At 40.2% G+C, this 15,890-nt stretch carries 15 protein-coding genes; 8 read left to right on the forward strand and 7 right to left on the reverse strand.

Annotation, left to right across the window (positions count from 1 at the left end):
* Window positions 1-143: 143 nt before the first annotated feature.
* Together AC1Z3S_RS14440 and AC1Z3S_RS14445 are read right to left on the reverse strand one after the other, a co-directional pair.
* Window positions 144-548, reverse strand: coding sequence for an acetyl-CoA carboxylase biotin carboxyl carrier protein subunit (locus AC1Z3S_RS14440; RefSeq protein ID WP_461740942.1), 405 nt, complete (start codon window positions 546-548; stop codon window positions 144-146).
* Window positions 549-564: 16 nt separating this feature from the next.
* Window positions 565-921, reverse strand: a complete 357-nt coding sequence (locus tag AC1Z3S_RS14445; RefSeq protein ID WP_461736743.1) for a hypothetical protein — start codon at window positions 919-921, stop codon at window positions 565-567.
* 385 nt (window positions 922-1,306) lie between these two features.
* On the opposite strand from AC1Z3S_RS14445, the gene AC1Z3S_RS14450 reads away from it, so the two are divergent.
* The 3 genes from AC1Z3S_RS14450 (at window position 1,307) to citG (ending at window position 4,424) form a co-directional block, all read left to right on the forward strand.
* Window positions 1,307-2,653: a CitMHS family transporter gene (locus AC1Z3S_RS14450; RefSeq protein ID WP_461736744.1), complete on the forward strand. Its 1,347-nt coding sequence runs from the start codon at window positions 1,307-1,309 to the stop codon at window positions 2,651-2,653.
* Between the two features lie 225 nt (window positions 2,654-2,878).
* Window positions 2,879-3,574, forward strand: coding sequence for a GntR family transcriptional regulator (locus tag AC1Z3S_RS14455; protein WP_461740943.1), 696 nt, complete (start codon window positions 2,879-2,881; stop codon window positions 3,572-3,574).
* Window positions 3,567-4,424, forward strand: a complete 858-nt coding sequence (gene citG / locus AC1Z3S_RS14460) for a triphosphoribosyl-dephospho-CoA synthase CitG (RefSeq protein ID WP_461740944.1) — start codon at window positions 3,567-3,569, stop codon at window positions 4,422-4,424. The genes AC1Z3S_RS14455 and citG overlap by 8 nt, the downstream gene beginning before the upstream one ends.
* On the opposite strand, the gene AC1Z3S_RS14465 is transcribed toward citG, so the two are convergent.
* Window positions 4,421-5,125, reverse strand: a complete 705-nt coding sequence (locus tag AC1Z3S_RS14465) for a response regulator transcription factor (RefSeq protein WP_461736747.1) — start codon at window positions 5,123-5,125, stop codon at window positions 4,421-4,423. The genes citG and AC1Z3S_RS14465 overlap by 4 nt on opposite strands.
* Before the next feature lie 46 nt (window positions 5,126-5,171).
* Here AC1Z3S_RS14465 and AC1Z3S_RS14470 point away from each other — a divergent pair, with 46 nt between their 5' ends.
* Together AC1Z3S_RS14470 and AC1Z3S_RS14475 are read left to right on the forward strand one after the other, a co-directional pair.
* Window positions 5,172-6,962 (forward strand): sensor histidine kinase, encoded by a 1,791-nt coding sequence (locus AC1Z3S_RS14470; protein ID WP_461740945.1) that lies wholly within the window; start codon window positions 5,172-5,174, stop codon window positions 6,960-6,962.
* Window positions 6,963-7,019: 57 nt separating this feature from the next.
* Complete coding sequence (locus AC1Z3S_RS14475) at window positions 7,020-7,895, forward strand: helix-turn-helix domain-containing protein (RefSeq protein ID WP_461740946.1); 876 nt, start codon at window positions 7,020-7,022, stop codon at window positions 7,893-7,895.
* Window positions 7,896-8,081: 186 nt separating this feature from the next.
* Here the strand turns inward: AC1Z3S_RS14475 and AC1Z3S_RS14480 are convergent, their stop codons facing one another.
* Both AC1Z3S_RS14480 and AC1Z3S_RS14485 read right to left on the reverse strand, forming a co-directional pair.
* The gene (locus AC1Z3S_RS14480; RefSeq protein WP_461740947.1) at window positions 8,082-9,560 is read right to left on the reverse strand and encodes an alpha-amylase; all 1,479 of its coding nucleotides are present in this window, start codon (window positions 9,558-9,560) and stop codon (window positions 8,082-8,084) included.
* Window positions 9,561-9,661: 101 nt separating this feature from the next.
* Window positions 9,662-10,210 (reverse strand): GNAT family N-acetyltransferase, encoded by a 549-nt coding sequence (locus AC1Z3S_RS14485; protein ID WP_461740948.1) that lies wholly within the window; start codon window positions 10,208-10,210, stop codon window positions 9,662-9,664.
* A 165-nt stretch (window positions 10,211-10,375) separates the two neighbouring features.
* Here AC1Z3S_RS14485 and AC1Z3S_RS14490 point away from each other — a divergent pair, with 165 nt between their 5' ends.
* From AC1Z3S_RS14490 to AC1Z3S_RS14500, 3 genes are read left to right on the forward strand one after another with little or no spacing between them, the layout of a single operon-like run.
* Complete coding sequence (locus AC1Z3S_RS14490; protein ID WP_461740949.1) at window positions 10,376-11,128, forward strand: DeoR/GlpR family DNA-binding transcription regulator; 753 nt, start codon at window positions 10,376-10,378, stop codon at window positions 11,126-11,128.
* Complete coding sequence (gene pfkB, locus AC1Z3S_RS14495) at window positions 11,125-12,042, forward strand: 1-phosphofructokinase (protein WP_461736753.1); 918 nt, start codon at window positions 11,125-11,127, stop codon at window positions 12,040-12,042. Before AC1Z3S_RS14490 ends, pfkB begins: the two co-directional genes overlap by 4 nt.
* Window positions 12,043-12,054: 12 nt before the next feature.
* The gene (locus AC1Z3S_RS14500) at window positions 12,055-13,995 is read left to right on the forward strand and encodes a PTS fructose transporter subunit IIABC (protein WP_461740950.1); all 1,941 of its coding nucleotides are present in this window, start codon (window positions 12,055-12,057) and stop codon (window positions 13,993-13,995) included.
* A gap of 47 nt (window positions 13,996-14,042) precedes the next feature.
* On the opposite strand, the gene AC1Z3S_RS14505 is transcribed toward AC1Z3S_RS14500, so the two are convergent.
* Both AC1Z3S_RS14505 and AC1Z3S_RS14510 read right to left on the reverse strand, forming a co-directional pair.
* Complete coding sequence (locus AC1Z3S_RS14505; RefSeq protein ID WP_461740951.1) at window positions 14,043-14,459, reverse strand: hypothetical protein; 417 nt, start codon at window positions 14,457-14,459, stop codon at window positions 14,043-14,045.
* 14 nt (window positions 14,460-14,473) lie between these two features.
* Window positions 14,474-15,805, reverse strand: a complete 1,332-nt coding sequence (locus AC1Z3S_RS14510; protein ID WP_461740952.1) for a hypothetical protein — start codon at window positions 15,803-15,805, stop codon at window positions 14,474-14,476.
* Window positions 15,806-15,890: the final 85 nt, after the last annotated feature.

Here is a 15,890-nt window from a genome sequence, read left to right on the forward strand (position 1 = left end):
ATGACAATCCGGCCGGGCTCTTGTCCCATGCCGATAAACCCTTCAATCAATGTTTCCACAAATTTCACTTCCTCAACTTAATTTCACTTCTACATAGCTTCACTTTTAAATTTCTATATAAATAGAATTTTTTTCAAATTTATTTAGGCAATGGTAATCAATGGATCACCAGGATTCACATTGTCACCAGGTGCTGCATGAATACCCATAACGGTGCCTGCATGTTGTGCCACAATTTCATTTTCCATCTTCATCGCTTCTAAAATCATGACTGGTTGGTTTTCTGCAACCGTATCGCCAACGTTTACTAAGACCTTTAAGATAGCGCCAGGCATCGGGGCGGTAATCGCATCGGCACCGGCTGGAGTTGAAGCAACTGGTGTTGGTGCTGGCGCAGCTGCAGCAGGTGCGGCCTCTGGAGCAGGAGCTGCGGGCGCAACAGGTGCAGCCGGAGCAACAGGTGCGGCTGGTTGTGGCACGCCACCGATTTCTTCCATTTCTACTAAGTATTCTTGGCCATCGATTGAAATTTTAAATTTACGTAACATTGTGTAACCCTCCGTTTTATTTTTTCTTTTGAATGGACGTGACGACAAGCTGACTGTCTTCTGCGGTGCCTGCGGCAAGACTGGCGGCAACTAAAGCGACCGTGCGAGCTTCTGGATTGCGTTTTAAAATCGTTTTAACCACAAATTGACTGTCGCTGTTTTCGCCAGCCGCAATTGCGGTGGCAATCACACTCACCAACTGATATTCTTTGGGACTTGTTGGAATAAAAGCTGGCAAGCTTTCATAACCGTCATCTAATGAGGCAACTTTTTTTTCAGTTGCCGGGACAACTGTTTGAGAGGCTGCCGGTTCTTCCTTCTTAAATAATCGACTAAAAATGCCCAAGGCGATTCTCCTTTCTCCGTATTTCATGCTTCCCTTTTATTATAGAGGCAATCGAAAAACGAAAACACTGAAATCTTAAGATAAATTGTTTTTTCAATGTTTTTAAAATGCTGATTTCTGCTGTTTTTTTGAAAAACCTTGATAAATCAACGTTTTCAGGCGTTAAGAATTTATTAATATCTTGTTAAGCATTTAATAAGTACGCTTACATAAATTGTTTTTTTGGTGTCCTTTTTCCCTCCAAGGTCTACCCAAATTTTTGAAAATTGCTTATTCTAGGGTTACAGAAACGACGGACATTTTAATTTATAGGTTTTGTGAAAAATTATTCATAAAATGTTCAGCGTTTTATTTCGGGAAAGTCTTGGTAACGCTTTCTTAGAAAAGAAATACAAAATTAGGAGGGAAATTGATGTTACTAACTATCTTATCTTACGGTATGATCATCGTCTTCATGTTTGTAATCATGAAAAAGAAACTGTCTCCGCTAACTGCGTTGATTATGATTCCTTTACTGTTTACACTCGTGGCTATGATCGCTGGCGTAGCAGCAGACGGAAATATTGGGGACTTCGTGACAGAGGGGATTGCAACAACCGCTAATACCGGGATCATGCTATTATTCGCTATCCTATACTTCTCTATCATGTTGGATGCTGGTTTGTTCGATCCAATTACTAGAAAAATGATTCACTTTGCAAAGGGAGACCCAATGCGCGTACTGATCGCAACTGCAGTTGTTGCAGCGGCGGTATCACTAAATGGTGATGGTACAACGACAACTTTGATTTGTTGTTCAGCTTTTATTCCTATCTATAAAAAATTGGATATGAAAATGATGAACTTAGGTGTTTTGATTATTTTGCAAAACACTATCATGAACTTGCTTCCTTGGGGCGGACCGACTGCTCGGGCAATGTCAGTTTTAGATGTTGGTGGTGAAATTTTATCTTACTTAGCACCTGGTATGGTTCTTTCATTAGCATTTGTTATTTTCTTCGTAGCACCACGGATGGGTCGTCAAGAACGGGCTCGTTTAGGTGTCAAGGAATTATCCGACGCTGAAATTGATGAAATGACTACCGTAACGGATCCAGAAACTTTAGCGATTCGTCGTCCAAATCGTTGGGCCTTTAACGGTATCTTGACAATCATCTTAATTGCTTGGTTGGTTGCTGGCTCATTCTACTCACCAATTGAAGTACCAGCTTTACTCTTATTCGCTGTTGGTACATGTATCGCTTTAATCGTTAACTACCCTGTCTTAAAAGATCAATCAGCACGGATTGGTGCAAACGGCGGTGACGCAGTTCAAGTAGTTATCTTAGTCTTTGCTGCTGGAGTCTTCATGGGATTATTCCAAGGTTCAGGAATGGCCGAAGCATTAGCAAACAGCTTCACACAAATTATTCCTAGACAATTGGCTGGTTTCTGGGGCTTAGTAATTGCCTTGATTTCTGCACCAGGTACTTTCTTCATCAGTAATGATGGTTTCTACTTTGGTGTCTTGCCAGTCTTAGCTGAAGCTGGTCGTCAATACGGCTTTACAAACATGCAGATGGCATTAGCTTCATTAATGGGACAAGCGTTCCACTTATTGAGTCCATTAGTTGCCTTTATCTACCTACTATTACGTTTAACTGGTTTGGATATGGGCCAATGGCAAAGAGCCGCTGGTAAATATGCATTAGGTATTTTCGTTATCTTTGTAATTACAATTATCGCATTCGGCCATATGCCACTTTACATTCCACAATAATTTTTTCAAAAGAGACTGTCTAAACAGCTGACTCTGCAAATCAAATCCCTAATGGCAACATCCTGTTGACCAGTAATCATTTCGGGATAAATTTGTTGACAATCCGCTGAAGGACAGTCTCTTTTTTTATTAAAAAGATAACTAATAATCCTTTTTGCTTTTTGCCGCAGATTTGTTTAGAATTGGTTTCAACAAGACAATTTAAATATAGGAAGGAACATGACTGTGAATCCGATTATTGAAGCCGTTCGAAAAAATTTGGATTTTTCTCAAAATAAGACATTGAAAATTTTACTTTACGAGGCCTTCCGCAAAACCATTATTTTAAGTGATATTCCGGCTGGCTCAAGAATCAATGAAAAAGAATTTTCTGAGGTTCTCAATATTTCCCGCACGCCGATTCGTTACGCCATGCAGCGTTTAGTGGAAGAACGTTTGGTCGAACATGTCCCCCGTGTGGGTATTGTCGTCAAAGGTATCAGCATTCAAGATGCTTATGAAATTTATGATATTCGGAAAGCCTTGGATACCTTGGCAACCATCAAGGCGATGGAATTAATGAATGAAGCCGATTTTGAAGAGCTGCGGCTTCTTTTAGAACATAGTAACCAACTTAATGATGAGGATCGGGTCGACGATCTCCTTGTGAGTTTTTCGGATTTCAATGCTTTCATCTATGAAAAAAGCCGCATGCTGCGTTTGAAATCAATTGTGACCAACCTGCAGGCCTATCTCGTTTATTTTCGTGATATCGCCATCCGTTCTTCGGACCGCCGAGATAAAGCTTTGGAGGAACACTGGCTGATTTATCGTGGCATGAAAACTAAAAATCGCGAACAAATTCAAATGATTACCCATGAGCATTTAGATCGCTCACTCAACTTTATTCTAGTGGAAATGGAGCGAAGAAAAATTGGATAATTCCCTTTCAACTGTGGCTGACTTTGCGGAAAAAGCTTTATTCTACGAAGTTTCTTTAACACCAAAACCAGGTTTGGTGGACCGTTTTTCCAACGGGGCCCATCAAGATATGGATTTTTTTACCTTTGTTGATAGTATCATCAGTCTGCGCCCTTTCTTTTCAGATTATCTGGAAGCTGGTTTTCAGCACGAGGGCTCCTTTTCTGAACTCTTTCAAAAATTGCGGCTGATTGGCATTGACGCAGAAAAAGCGATGCTCAAGGCGACTAAGGGCATCAATACTCACAAAGGTGCAAATTTTTCTTTTGCGTTATTACTGGGTGCCACCGGTTTTTATTTACAAAAAAAAACTGACCTCCCCTTTACTGCAGAAGATACCAATGAAGTGTTGGCAATTGTTGCAGCCATCGCTGAAATAGTGCAAGAGGACTTTACTGATTTAGCTACCAAAACTGATCTTTCTTACGGGGAAAAGCTTTATTTAGAAAAAGGCTTGATGGGAATTCGTGGTGAAGCGATTGCTGGTTATCCGATTTTAAACAATCAGCTGCTGCCCTTTCTTCGCAGTCAAAAAGGCGAAGACACTGAAATTATTTTACTAAGAGCTTTAGTTTTCTTAATGAGTTTTGTTGAAGATGGCAACTTGTTACACCGGGGAGGCTTGACTGCTTGGGAGCAGGTTAAAGGGGAAAATTTAAGCCTCCATCAAGCTAACCTGCCTGCTGAGGACTTGATTTTAAGCCTAAAAAAATACGACCAACAGATGATTGATCGTAATTTAAGCCCTGGCGGCTCCGCCGATTTAATTGCATTAGGTATTTATTTGGCGTTTTTAGAAGATTTATTTTAGTCTACCGGATTAAACGTATAGCCAATACCCCAGACAGTCCTCAAGAACTTGGCTTCTTTAGGATTGTCTTCTATTTTGTTGCGAAGATGATTGATAAAGACCATAATTGTATTAGCATCATAATTGCCATCTTCCCAGACATTGTGATAAATCTGTTCTTTGGAAAAAACCTGATCCGGATTTTCCATAAAAAATTGCATCAGCTTAATCTCTTTTGAAGACATTTTTATCGGCTCGGCCCCTTTGAACAGCTCATAACGGGCTTTGTCAAACCGGAAAGGCCCTTGAATGATTTCATTGGTTACCCTTTGTTCTTGATTTTTAATAATTTTTCGCCGCTCCAATGTCGCCAGCACCTGGGCTTTTAAAATATTGGGCAAGAAGGGTTTGGTTAAATAAAAATCAGCACCGTTTTCTAAAGCAGTCACAATATCTTCTTCGTTGGTCTTGCCGCTTAAAAAGACAATCGGCACAAATGGATCTGCCTCGCGAATTACTTGAGCGAGATGATAGCCGTCATTTTCATGTTCCAAGCCGACGTCTAAGATAAATAAGTCAAACTTAATTCGTGAAACGATGTCAATCGTCGCCTCTACTGAATCACTTTGATAGACTAAAATACCAGTAGATTGCAGCGATTTCCAGATTAGTCTGCGGATTGCTGGGTCATCGTCAACAATAAGTATTTTTTCGTTACGCATGTTTTTCCCCCTGTACTATTTAGATGTTCATTTGAAAGGACAAACTATGAGAAAACCATCAAACAAGTGGATTTACGTTGGCTTTATCAGCGTTTTAATCATTACGGCCGTTGGCTTAGCCCTGTCGATATTCACCTATTCATCGGTCCAGCGCCATAGCATGAAGCTTGCCGAAGAGCATCTAACTACTATAAACAATGATGCCATTAAAATTTTAACATTGCAAATAGAAAATTACCGAGAGGATCTGGAAAATCTTTCCCGCAGTGATGAACTGACAGCCTCTTTTGATAATTTGACAGCCGATTTACTCAATCAAGAGCTCTCTCATGCCGTCACCAGCATGGCTACCCTCAGCTTAGTCACAGATAACGGCCTTTTAATTAAAGGCTGGCAGACAAAAGGCCAGCAGTTGGAAGCTCTAGAAACTTTTCCCCGTTATGTGATGACTGATCCTAATTATCCGACTGGTGTTAAAACCAGTGGGCAGGAAAACGGTCAAGTTTTTTATGATTACACTAGCTCTTATTTGAATTTTTATCAAAAAGTTACTGATAGTAATCAAAATCAGGCAATTTTAATTTTAACAATTGATTTGGAAAAATTTTATCAAGAAAACTTTGACCCGCTACAAAATGGTTTTCAAGGCTATACGATGATTAAAGACCAAGACATGAAGGTTGTCATGCATCCCTCCACTGAACAAGTCGGGCTGACGATTGTCGAAGATCGTCAGCGGGAATTTCCCGATTTAGATTACACAGATTTACAACGCCTTGAAGAAGAACAGCTGGCCAATCAAAAGGGTACCCTCAGTTATTATTCTTATTGGTGGACGGAGGAAAACCCGACCCGCGTGTTAAAAATCGGCGCCTATCAATGGATTACGATTGGCGCTACCCGTCTGGTGGTTGCGAGTAACTCAGATTTTAATGAGTGGAATGGCCTAGTGATTGAGGGTAGTATGATGAGTCTAGGCTTATTGATTATTCTCTTTGTCGTGTTAGTTTTATTGGGTTTTATCTATATTAATAACACCCGCAAAAATCGCAATTATCAAGAAAATCTACGCTTAAAGGAACGCCAGCGCTCTCTAGAAGAAAAACATGCGATGGAAAAAACCATTTTCCAAGAATCAAAATTGGAGACAATTGGCCTGTTAACCACAACAATTGTCCATGACATGAATAATTTTTTGACTCCGATGATTGGTAATCTGCAGCTTTTAATTGAAGAACACCAGGAAGATGAATTATTGGTGGATGATTTAAAAGAAGTCTATCATGCAGCTGAAAAAGGTCAGCAGCTTTCCAGCAATGTGTTGCGTTTTTCGCGTGTTAGCCACGGTCAGAAAAAAAATCAACAGATAAAGGAAGTTGTGAAAGAAGCTTTGGATACCCTCAAGCTGCTGATTCCCAAAACAGTTAGCTTCACCTATGAGCTAGAGACAGACCAAAGCGCTTATTTTGAAAAAGATGATGTCCAAGTGATTTTATACAATCTGATTACCAATGCTTATCAGGCGATTGATGGGACCGGAACAATCAGCGTAAAACTCAGTCTCGCCGATGCTGCCCAAAATGCGGCCTACCAAGAGACCGGACACGTCTTTGAGAAAAAAAGTTTTGCCCTGTTGGAAATAAGCGATGACGGTCCTGGTATTCCAAAAGACATTGAAGAACATATCTTCACACCTTTTTTTACAACGAAATCTACAGATGGTGGTACGGGCCTTGGACTGTTTACAGTCTCTTCAATCGTGAAAAAAAATGACTGGTTTTTAAAGGTTGAAAGCAGTCCAGCCGGCACCACATTTATCTTAGCAATCCCTTTTTAAAGGACATAAGCAAACAGTAGCAGACTAAGATTTGCTGCTGTTACTCAGGAGGACAATATGAATCAATTTGGAGCACTCTTTCGCAAATTTCGCCTGCAAAAAGGCTATCAGTTAAATCAGACTGCCGCAGATATTGTCAGTCCGCAGTTTTTAAGACGCTTTGAAAAGGATCAAAATGATATCACGATTACCAAACTCTTTGCCCTTTTACAGCGAATCAATGTTTCAGTGGAAGAATTTATGTTTGAGTACAACGAAGCTGTCCAGTTAGTTTCGGTTCGCCGCTTAGAGGAAATTATCGATGAAATTATTATAAAAAAAGATGAAGAGAGCTGGCAGAATTGGCTGACACAAACTCAAAGTGCGGCTGGCATTTTAGGTGATGCCCGAAAAGAAGCCAATCACTTTATTGCCTTAATTTTGATGGATTATGGCAACCGTTTGTTTCATAAAAATTTCGACTTCGATATGACACCTCTTTGGCAGTATTTGGAAAGTGTCGAAACTTGGGGAGAATTTGAGTTTCTCTTGGCAACTTACAGCTGCCACTCCATGTCAAAAGAAGTTCGCTCTTTTTTGTGGCAACAGTCGGCGAAGAAAAAAATCAAATCTTTGACAACTAGACGCTACAGTCAGGACTTTTACCTACATATTTGTCTCCATGCCCTTTTAGATCACGAGGTTCAGCAGGCTAAAGAAATCATTGCTACCTACGAAAATTATCAACAGCCAGAAAAAATTATGCAAAATCTCAGTCATGCGACAATGAATCGGATTATTAACGGCTTAGTTATGGCCCTTGAAAATAATGCTGAAGGCGAAGAAATCTGCCGTGAAATGGTTTATTTTTTTAGGCATCAGCTGGGCTATGAACAATATGCCCAAGGAACAGAAAGATATATAAACCTAATTTTGGAAACTAGTCGCCAATAAGTTTTTGTCAAAATCAGGTTTTGAGAGCTATTTTTCTTCACGCAAAAAAAGATGCCAATTCAGTATTTGAACAACTGAATTGGCACCTTTTTTATTGCTGTCTAAAATTGTGGTTTAATAGATTTAATGATTCTTATTTTAAGTACAGTGGTAGAAATTTTTCAATATTTAACCGCTGAAAAAGACTTAATTTTCCAGCATAGCCCAGATTTTTTCTGCAACTTCTTCATTTACGTACACTGAAATGCTGCCGTCATTTACCGGGAATATACCTTTACCGTTATCATCTAACTGGATTTTAGCCTGATTATTTTTCAAAAGATCCACGAAAACTTTTTCTCCATGGGTGGCACTGACCGTCATTTCTAATTCGCCGCCGGTGTGATTCGTTAGCACCACCGCCAAACCAGAATTTTCGTGCTCATAGTCACCGGTTCTCACCCAGCCGACGACATCTGGACCGTTGAAATAATCGACTTGACTGCCGTGGGCCAATTGCTCTCTAATTTTCAAGAGAGCTGTTAAATCTTCGCCGACTGGATCGACATTTTGTGAAGGAATTCCATATAAATCTCCCCAAAAAACAACTGGTGTGCCCGCCTCCCGTAATAATATTAACGCATAGGCTTGAGCTTTGAACCAGCCTTCGACCCATGACTCAAGACTTTGACCTTTTTGAGTATCATGATTGTCGACAAATGTAACTGCCCAATCGCCTCTTTCTTCTGCCAACGTACCTTTAAAAATATCCCGCATATCATAAGCTCCCATTGAATTAGAAGCCTGCTGCAAATTAAAATGCAGCGGCACATCGAAGAGATTGATTAAATTTCCCGAAGAGTCAATGTAATCGACTAATTTATCTAACTCATCACTCCAATATTCACCAACGACAAACATATCCGCCTGTTTTTCCTCTTGGCGGTGTAAAAGCCAATCGACAAAATAATCAAATTGAATATGTTTGACGGCGTCTAAACGAAAGCCATCGACATCAGTTGTTTCTTGATACCATTTACCCCACTTGTCAAGCTGCTCAACGGTCTGTTGATTTTCCATGTCTAAATTACAGCCCATCAAATAATCGTAATTTCCGTTTTCATCATCGACTTCAGGATCCCAGCCCTTGTCAGCAAAATTAAAAATGGCATGGTCATGGCGTCGGGCATCGTAATCGACACCGGAAAAATTTTGCCATGTCCAAACGTAATCGTTATAAGTACCACCTCGTCCAGGAAAGGTAAATTTAGTCCATGCCGAAATTTCCTGTTCGTCACTGATGGGTTGATTGCGGTTATCTCCGCTGTATTTGACAGCAGACACCGTTTCTTCTTCGTCAGCTCCCATAAAATGGTCGACAACAATATCAGCATAGACTTCAATTTCTTGGGCATGTAAGTCTCTAATCGCCTGTAGATATTCTTCTTTTGTTCCGTATTTTGTCGGCACTGTATCTTTTTGGTCGAACTCCCCTAAGTCGTAAAGGTCGTAGGTGCCATAGCCGACATCATTGACTCCTTGCGCTGCTTTATAAGCTGGCGGCAGCCAAACACCTGAGAATCCGAATCTTTTTAGTTCCTCCGCTTTTTGACTGATAGTTTTCCAATGGGTACTATCAGCCGGTAAATACCATTCAAAACCTTGTAAAATTGTTGGATTTGTCATAAGCTTGCTCCTTTTTATCTCCGTTTTTTAAAATATGAAAGAATTACTATGAAAAATTTCGATATAATTATTTTACTCTTTAACTTAGGAAAACTCTGATTTTAAAGCTTTTGAAACTCTTCTTTTAATAAACGATATTGCAAACGATCTTTAAAAGCTTCTTGATGCCATTGAAACTTTTTAAAGTCCCCTTCTTTTATTAGTCCGCATTTTTGCATAACTTTTTCAGAGGCAATATTCTCCTTTAAACACCCGCAAAAAATTCGATAGACATCGTCTTCAAAAAAAGCAAACCGTAAAACTTCCTTGAAGGCCTCCGTCATATAGCCAAAGCCTTCAAACTCTTTTAGTAAAAAATAACCGACCTCAACATGTTTTCCTACCGGCGAATCTGCTATCAGACTGTAGCCAATTTCACCGACTCGTTCTTTAGCATGGGTAAAGATACCAAAGAAATAATTTTTTCGCGGTTCTTTTTTACTCTCTTCGATGGCCTGCTGCAAATTTGCTTGTGATGCAGCGAAAGAAAATGTTTGTATTTCCGGCAAATAATACATCACCTGCGGATTGCTCAATAATTGATGATGGGAAGCTAAATCCTCTGGCCGATGGTCTCTAATGATTAACCTTTTTGTCTGCAACTCAATCATTTTCGTAACCTCCTTGAGACTGCTTTCATTTATTTTAAAACAAGTTGTCTAAATAGTAAAAAATTTTCAATAAAAAGAAGTGAATGTTTTTGATTGTTTATGACGGTTTTTGATTGAACTGTTAAAAAGATTGTGTTACACTACATGTTGAAGAGAGGGATGAAAATGCTTACAGATGAACGCCGACAAAAAATTCTCGAAGCATTAGACCGTCAACAGCTAATCAAATCACAGGACTTAATGGATCAGCTAAACGCTTCTGAATCAACTATTCGCCGAGATTTACAAGAATTAGAAGACGCTGGCTTATTAACCAGAATTCACGGCGGCGCAAAAATAATTGAACCATTAGGCTTAGAACCAAATCTGAATGAAAAAACATTCAAGAACCTTCACGAAAAACAAGCAATCGTTCAAATGGCGCTTGCAGAAATCCGTGAAAACGATATCATTTACTTGGATGCTGGCTCCACCACACTAGAATTTATTCCCTTTTTAAAAGATAAACGAATTGTGGTGGTGACAAATTCAGTCCGCCATGCAAATGAGCTTGTGGATTTAAACATTGAAACGATTATTCTCGGTGGCAGTATTAAACTGACCACCAATGCGGTTTTGGGAAATTTTGCAATTGCTCAGCTGCAACAAATGCGTTTCAACTGTGCTTTTATGGGGATGAATGGCATTCATGAAACATTTGGGTTGACTACACCTGATCCAGAAGAAGGCGCTCTAAAGCAGATGGCGATGGCTCAAGCAGAAAAAGTCTTCGTACTGGCAGACGATTCCAAATTTAATAAAACGTCCTTCTTTAAAGTGGCGGACGTCAGCAGTGCCACTATTATAACCAACTACTGCCCTGCTGAATATTTACCAGCCTTAAAAAAGCAGACTACCATCAAGGAGGCAATAAAATGATTTATACGGTAACGCTAAATCCTTCCATTGATTACATTGTTCATGTGGATCAATTGAAATTGGGGGATTTAAATCGAATTTCTCAAGATTTCAAACTTCCCGGCGGCAAAGGCATTAATGTCTCAAGAATTTTGAAACGGATTGACAGTCACTCCACTGCACTTGGCTTTCTCGGTGGTTTCACTGGCGGTTTTATCAATGACTGGCTTAAAGAAGAAGGCATCACCAGTCATTTTACAAAGATTGCCGATGACACCCGGATCAATATTAAACTGAAATCCGATTCTGAAACTGAAATTAACGGAGCGGGACCAGCTTTAACTAATGAAGAAATTCAAGAATTGAAACAAGCCTTGAGTCAAGTTGAAAAAAATGATGTCGTGGTCCTTTCCGGCAGTGCACCAGCCAGCCTGCGTAAAGGCTTTTATCAAGAGTTGATTCAAATAGTCAATGATAAAGAGGCTGAATTTGTGATTGATACGACTGGAGAAGATTTATTGGATGCCTTAGCTCATCAACCTTTGTTGGTGAAGCCAAACAATCATGAGCTTGCTGAACTTTATCATACTAGCTTTGATTCTGTCGCCGCAATTTTACCTTACGGAAAAAAATTGCTAACAGCCGGAGCCAAAAATGTGATTATCTCAATGGCTGGCGATGGTGCCTTGCTCTTTAGTGGCGATAAGGTCTATCAATCAAATGTCTTAAAACGGCCATTAAAAAATTCTGTTGGTGCTGGCGACTCGATGATTGCCGGCTTTGTTGGAACCTTTGCCAAAACTCAAGATGCTGTAGAAGCCTTCCGTTGGGGCGTGGCTTGTGGCAGTGCCACCGCCTTCTCTGACGACTTGGCTTCTCAAGAATTTATTGAATTGTTGCTACCGGAAGTAAAAATTACAGAAGTGGAAAAATAGGGGGATTTTTTTATGAATATCAAAGACTTGTTAATCAAAGATGCAATGATTATGGATTTACAAGCTACCGATAAAAAAGGTGCCATTGATGAAATGGTGGCAAAGATGTATGTAGCCGGCCGTATTTCGGATATTGATACCTATAAAGAAGGTATTTTAGCGCGGGAAGCACAAACTTCCACTGGCCTTGGGGACGGCATTGCAATGCCCCATGCCAAAAACAAAGCAGTCAAAGAAGCGACTGTTTTATTTGCGAAAAGTAACAAAGGTGTCGATTACGAAGCTTTAGATGGTCAGCCTACTTATTTATTCTTTATGATTGCTGCTCCAGAAGGCGCCAACGATACGCATTTACAAGCCTTGGCTGCTTTGTCTCGCTTGTTAATTGACCCAGATTTCGTCGCAAAATTAAAAACAGCTCAAACGCCTGACGATGTTCAAAATCTTTTCCAAGCGGCCGAAGATGCTAAAGAAGCGGAAGAAAAAGCCGAACAAGCGGAAGCTGCCAACAAAGAGGAGTTAAAAGATTTTAATCGCCGTTATATTGTTGCAGTCACCGCCTGCCCAACTGGGATTGCCCATACTTATATGGCAGAAGATGCTTTAAAGAAAAAAGCTAAAGAAATGGGCGTTGAGATTAAAGTTGAAACAAACGGTTCAGAAGGTATAAAAAATAAATTGACTGCTGAAGATATTGCCCGGGCGGATGCCGTTATCGTAGCGGCTGATAAAAAAGTTGAAATGAATCGTTTCAGCGGCAAAGAATTAGTCAATCGTCCTGTAAGTGATGGGATTCGTAAAACAGAAGAATTAATTAATATCGCATTAAGTGGTGACGCACCCGTGTTCCACGGAAATAGCAGCGAAGCAAAAAGTGATGAAGCTTCTGCCGATGGTTCAATCGGCCAAAGAATTTATAAAGATTTAATGAATGGTGTCTCCCACATGCTACCATTTGTTATCGGCGGCGGCATTGCGATTGCCCTTTCCTTTATGATTGACCAATTTATCGGCGTGCCAACAGATCAACTTGCTAGTCTGGGTAATTATAATGAAGTAGCTAGCTGGTTCAACCAAATTGGTAGTGCTGCTTTTGGCTTTATGTTACCAGTTTTAGCTGGGTTCATCGCTTCTAGTATTAGTGATCGTCCTGGTTTGGTGGCTGGTTTTGCAGCCGGTGCTCTAGCAAATGCCGGAGGTGCTGGATTCTTAGGCGCTTTAGTGGGTGGTTTCATCGCTGGTTATGTGATTGTTGCTCTGAGAAAAATTTTCGCCGGTCTGCCAAAATCGTTGGAGGGAATTAAAGCCATTTTATTCTATCCAGTCTTTGGTGTTTTAATCACTGGTTTCTTAATGCTCTTAGTCAACGTGCCAATGAGTGCCATTAACACTGCTTTGAATAATTTTCTAACTAGTCTTGATGGAACAAATGCTCTTCTATTAGGTGCATTATTGGCCGGCATGATGGCGGTTGACTTAGGCGGACCTGTTAATAAAGCGGCCTATGTCTTTGGGACTGCTACCTTGGCTACCACATTAACTGAAGGTGGCTCTGTCGTAATGGCTTCTGTTATGGCCGGTGGTATGGTACCGCCATTAGCAATTTTTATTGCGACTCGTTTATTTAAAAATAAATTTACCAAAGAAGAAAGAGATTCAGGCTTAACTAATATCGTGATGGGCTTGTCCTTCGTAACAGAAGGTGCCATTCCTTTTGCAGCTGCTGACCCATTGAGAGCTATTCCAAGTTTTGTTGTCGGCTCAGCAATCACCGGCGCTTTAGTTGGTGAATTCGGTATTCGTTTAATGGCTCCTCATGGCGGCATCTTCGTTGTGATGCTATTGAACCGTCCAGTGCTTTACTTATTATTTATCGCTTTAGGTGCGGTAATCTCTGGAGTGCTCTTCGGAATCATGAAAAAAAGCAAAGTTGAAACAGCAGAATTAGCTTAAATTAAAAAGAATCACCAGCCTTGTCAATAAAAAGGTTGGTGATTCTTTTATTTTGTTTCTGAACTTGTCTCTTCTTTTGAATGAACTTGCGTCTCGTCTTCCGGCTGCTCTTTTTCCTTTTGCACTTCTGTTGATTCAGCAGCTCGAGCATCAATCTCGTTGTCTGCAACCGTCACCTCTACTGCATTTTTTTCGGCTGACTCAGTGGCAGCTGTCGTCTCTTTTTCAGGAGTCCCACTCGCTTCGTCTGATTCCTCAGTTGGAGACTGTTGTTGGGGCTGTTCTTTCCGCCCCTTTCCTTCAAAATAATTTAAGACAAACAGGCTGACTAAGCTGACCCCCACGATAAAGAATGCAAATTGCGCTTTATACTCAAAGCCCGGTGACAAAAAAGCCACAATAATCACCAAGACAGCCGGAATAATAATTAAGTAATATGTTTTTAAATCAACGGAATCCTTCATTGAATCAAACCCTTCTAAGACAACGCTCTATTTGATTTTTGTTCCTCTAACTTTTGTTGGCTAGCAAAGACCACCCGCAAATGATTGGTCCCTTTTTTTAAGTCCACTCTAAGGTCCCCTTTATTTTTGCGGACACGGCCAATTTTTATGTCCTTCATCTGATGACGCAGCTCAGCCACGGGAACGTGCTGCAGCGCCTCATTGGGAATATAAAATTTTAAGACTGCCAAATAATTTTGGTAATTCTCATCCTTGACATTGATTTCCAAGTAATTGCGAATATAAAATTCATAAGCCGCCAGACCTTCATCCATCGTCAATAACGGATTTAAAATTTTATAATTCATCATCGTCGACTTCATTTCATCCGTCAGGGGAAAATAAGCCTGAGAATTTAAGAGTCCTCTGACCCGCCGCTCTTTATAGGTTTGCTTCAGTAAATCATAATAGCGGGTGACGAAATGAGTGGCCCGCTTCTTTTCTGTTGGCTGCAGCCGATTATTCTGGTACTGCACCGTTTGAATCGTGTGCTTGTAATAGGAATATTCGATAAACGGGTCCTTCAACACCCCGACTCCATTTGTCCAAACCAATTGATCAACTCCCAGCTGGTCGCGAAAAAGCTGTTGGTAATTAAGATTAGCCGGCAAATCCCAATTCAGGGGCTTTTTGAAAAGCGTGATCTCAATCAAGTCATTGGCATGCTCTTGAATTGCCTCCACCTGCTGAATATCTAATAGGATTTGCTTTAGGATAATCCGAAAATAATATTTTGAAAAAAACATGCGCCAACAGGCAGTTAAACAGAGCCCGTCATAAAATAAATCACAGCCGGGTAATTGATTAGTATCAATTTGGGTAACTCCTTGGTCATTTAACATTTTCGGAAGTTGCTGAATTTCTTCTGTTGTCTCAAAGAGTTTGCGCTTTTCGATATTTTCAGTATTGTTATATAAATATTCATCATAGGAGCGGGCATACCCGTAAATGCCCCATTCCTCCAAACGTCGCACCTGATAATCATCAATCACCTGCTGATGATTTTGATAAATATCTTTATCAATAATAATTTTTTCCAAAAGGTTGGCTTTCGAGCGTTGCAGCATCAAAACATTATTGGGATTACCGACTGTTAAGGTAAAATATTGATTGTCTGCTACATCGGCAAAGAATTCTTGAATAATATCCGGATGATAATCCATCATATCTTTAAAGTCAATTTGGATAAAAGTCGCGTCAATCAGTAAGCGACTGAGAAGTGCCCAGTCGTTAACCACCGCCGCAAAATCCTGCTGATCGGTTATCCGTAATTGATTGACCAAATAAATCTGCTCTTCTTTTTGCATATTCTCAAGCCTCCCTATTGTTTTTTTATCTGCTTTTTCTTCGTATTTTTCTATCTATAATTATTATAACGAATAATTTACAATT

This window comes from Enterococcus sp. LJL90, from assembly GCF_056924355.1.

Coding starts and splice junctions, on each gene's coding strand:
- AC1Z3S_RS14485 (WP_461740948.1), bottom strand. CDS start 10,210: ATGATTGAGTTGCAGACAAAAAGGTTAATCATTAGAGACCATCGGCCA.
- AC1Z3S_RS14450 (WP_461736744.1), top strand. CDS start 1,307: ATGTTACTAACTATCTTATCTTACGGTATGATCATCGTCTTCATGTTT.
- AC1Z3S_RS14440 (WP_461740942.1), bottom strand. CDS start 548: ATGTTACGTAAATTTAAAATTTCAATCGATGGCCAAGAATACTTAGTA.
- AC1Z3S_RS14475 (WP_461740946.1), top strand. CDS start 7,020: ATGAATCAATTTGGAGCACTCTTTCGCAAATTTCGCCTGCAAAAAGGC.
- AC1Z3S_RS14490 (WP_461740949.1), top strand. CDS start 10,376: ATGCTTACAGATGAACGCCGACAAAAAATTCTCGAAGCATTAGACCGT.
- AC1Z3S_RS14500 (WP_461740950.1), top strand. CDS start 12,055: ATGAATATCAAAGACTTGTTAATCAAAGATGCAATGATTATGGATTTA.
- AC1Z3S_RS14445 (WP_461736743.1), bottom strand. CDS start 921: ATGAAATACGGAGAAAGGAGAATCGCCTTGGGCATTTTTAGTCGATTA.
- AC1Z3S_RS14505 (WP_461740951.1), bottom strand. CDS start 14,459: ATGAAGGATTCCGTTGATTTAAAAACATATTACTTAATTATTATTCCG.
- AC1Z3S_RS14480 (WP_461740947.1), bottom strand. CDS start 9,560: ATGACAAATCCAACAATTTTACAAGGTTTTGAATGGTATTTACCGGCT.
- AC1Z3S_RS14470 (WP_461740945.1), top strand. CDS start 5,172: ATGAGAAAACCATCAAACAAGTGGATTTACGTTGGCTTTATCAGCGTT.
- AC1Z3S_RS14510 (WP_461740952.1), bottom strand. CDS start 15,805: ATGCAAAAAGAAGAGCAGATTTATTTGGTCAATCAATTACGGATAACC.
- pfkB (WP_461736753.1), top strand. CDS start 11,125: ATGATTTATACGGTAACGCTAAATCCTTCCATTGATTACATTGTTCAT.
- AC1Z3S_RS14465 (WP_461736747.1), bottom strand. CDS start 5,125: ATGCGTAACGAAAAAATACTTATTGTTGACGATGACCCAGCAATCCGC.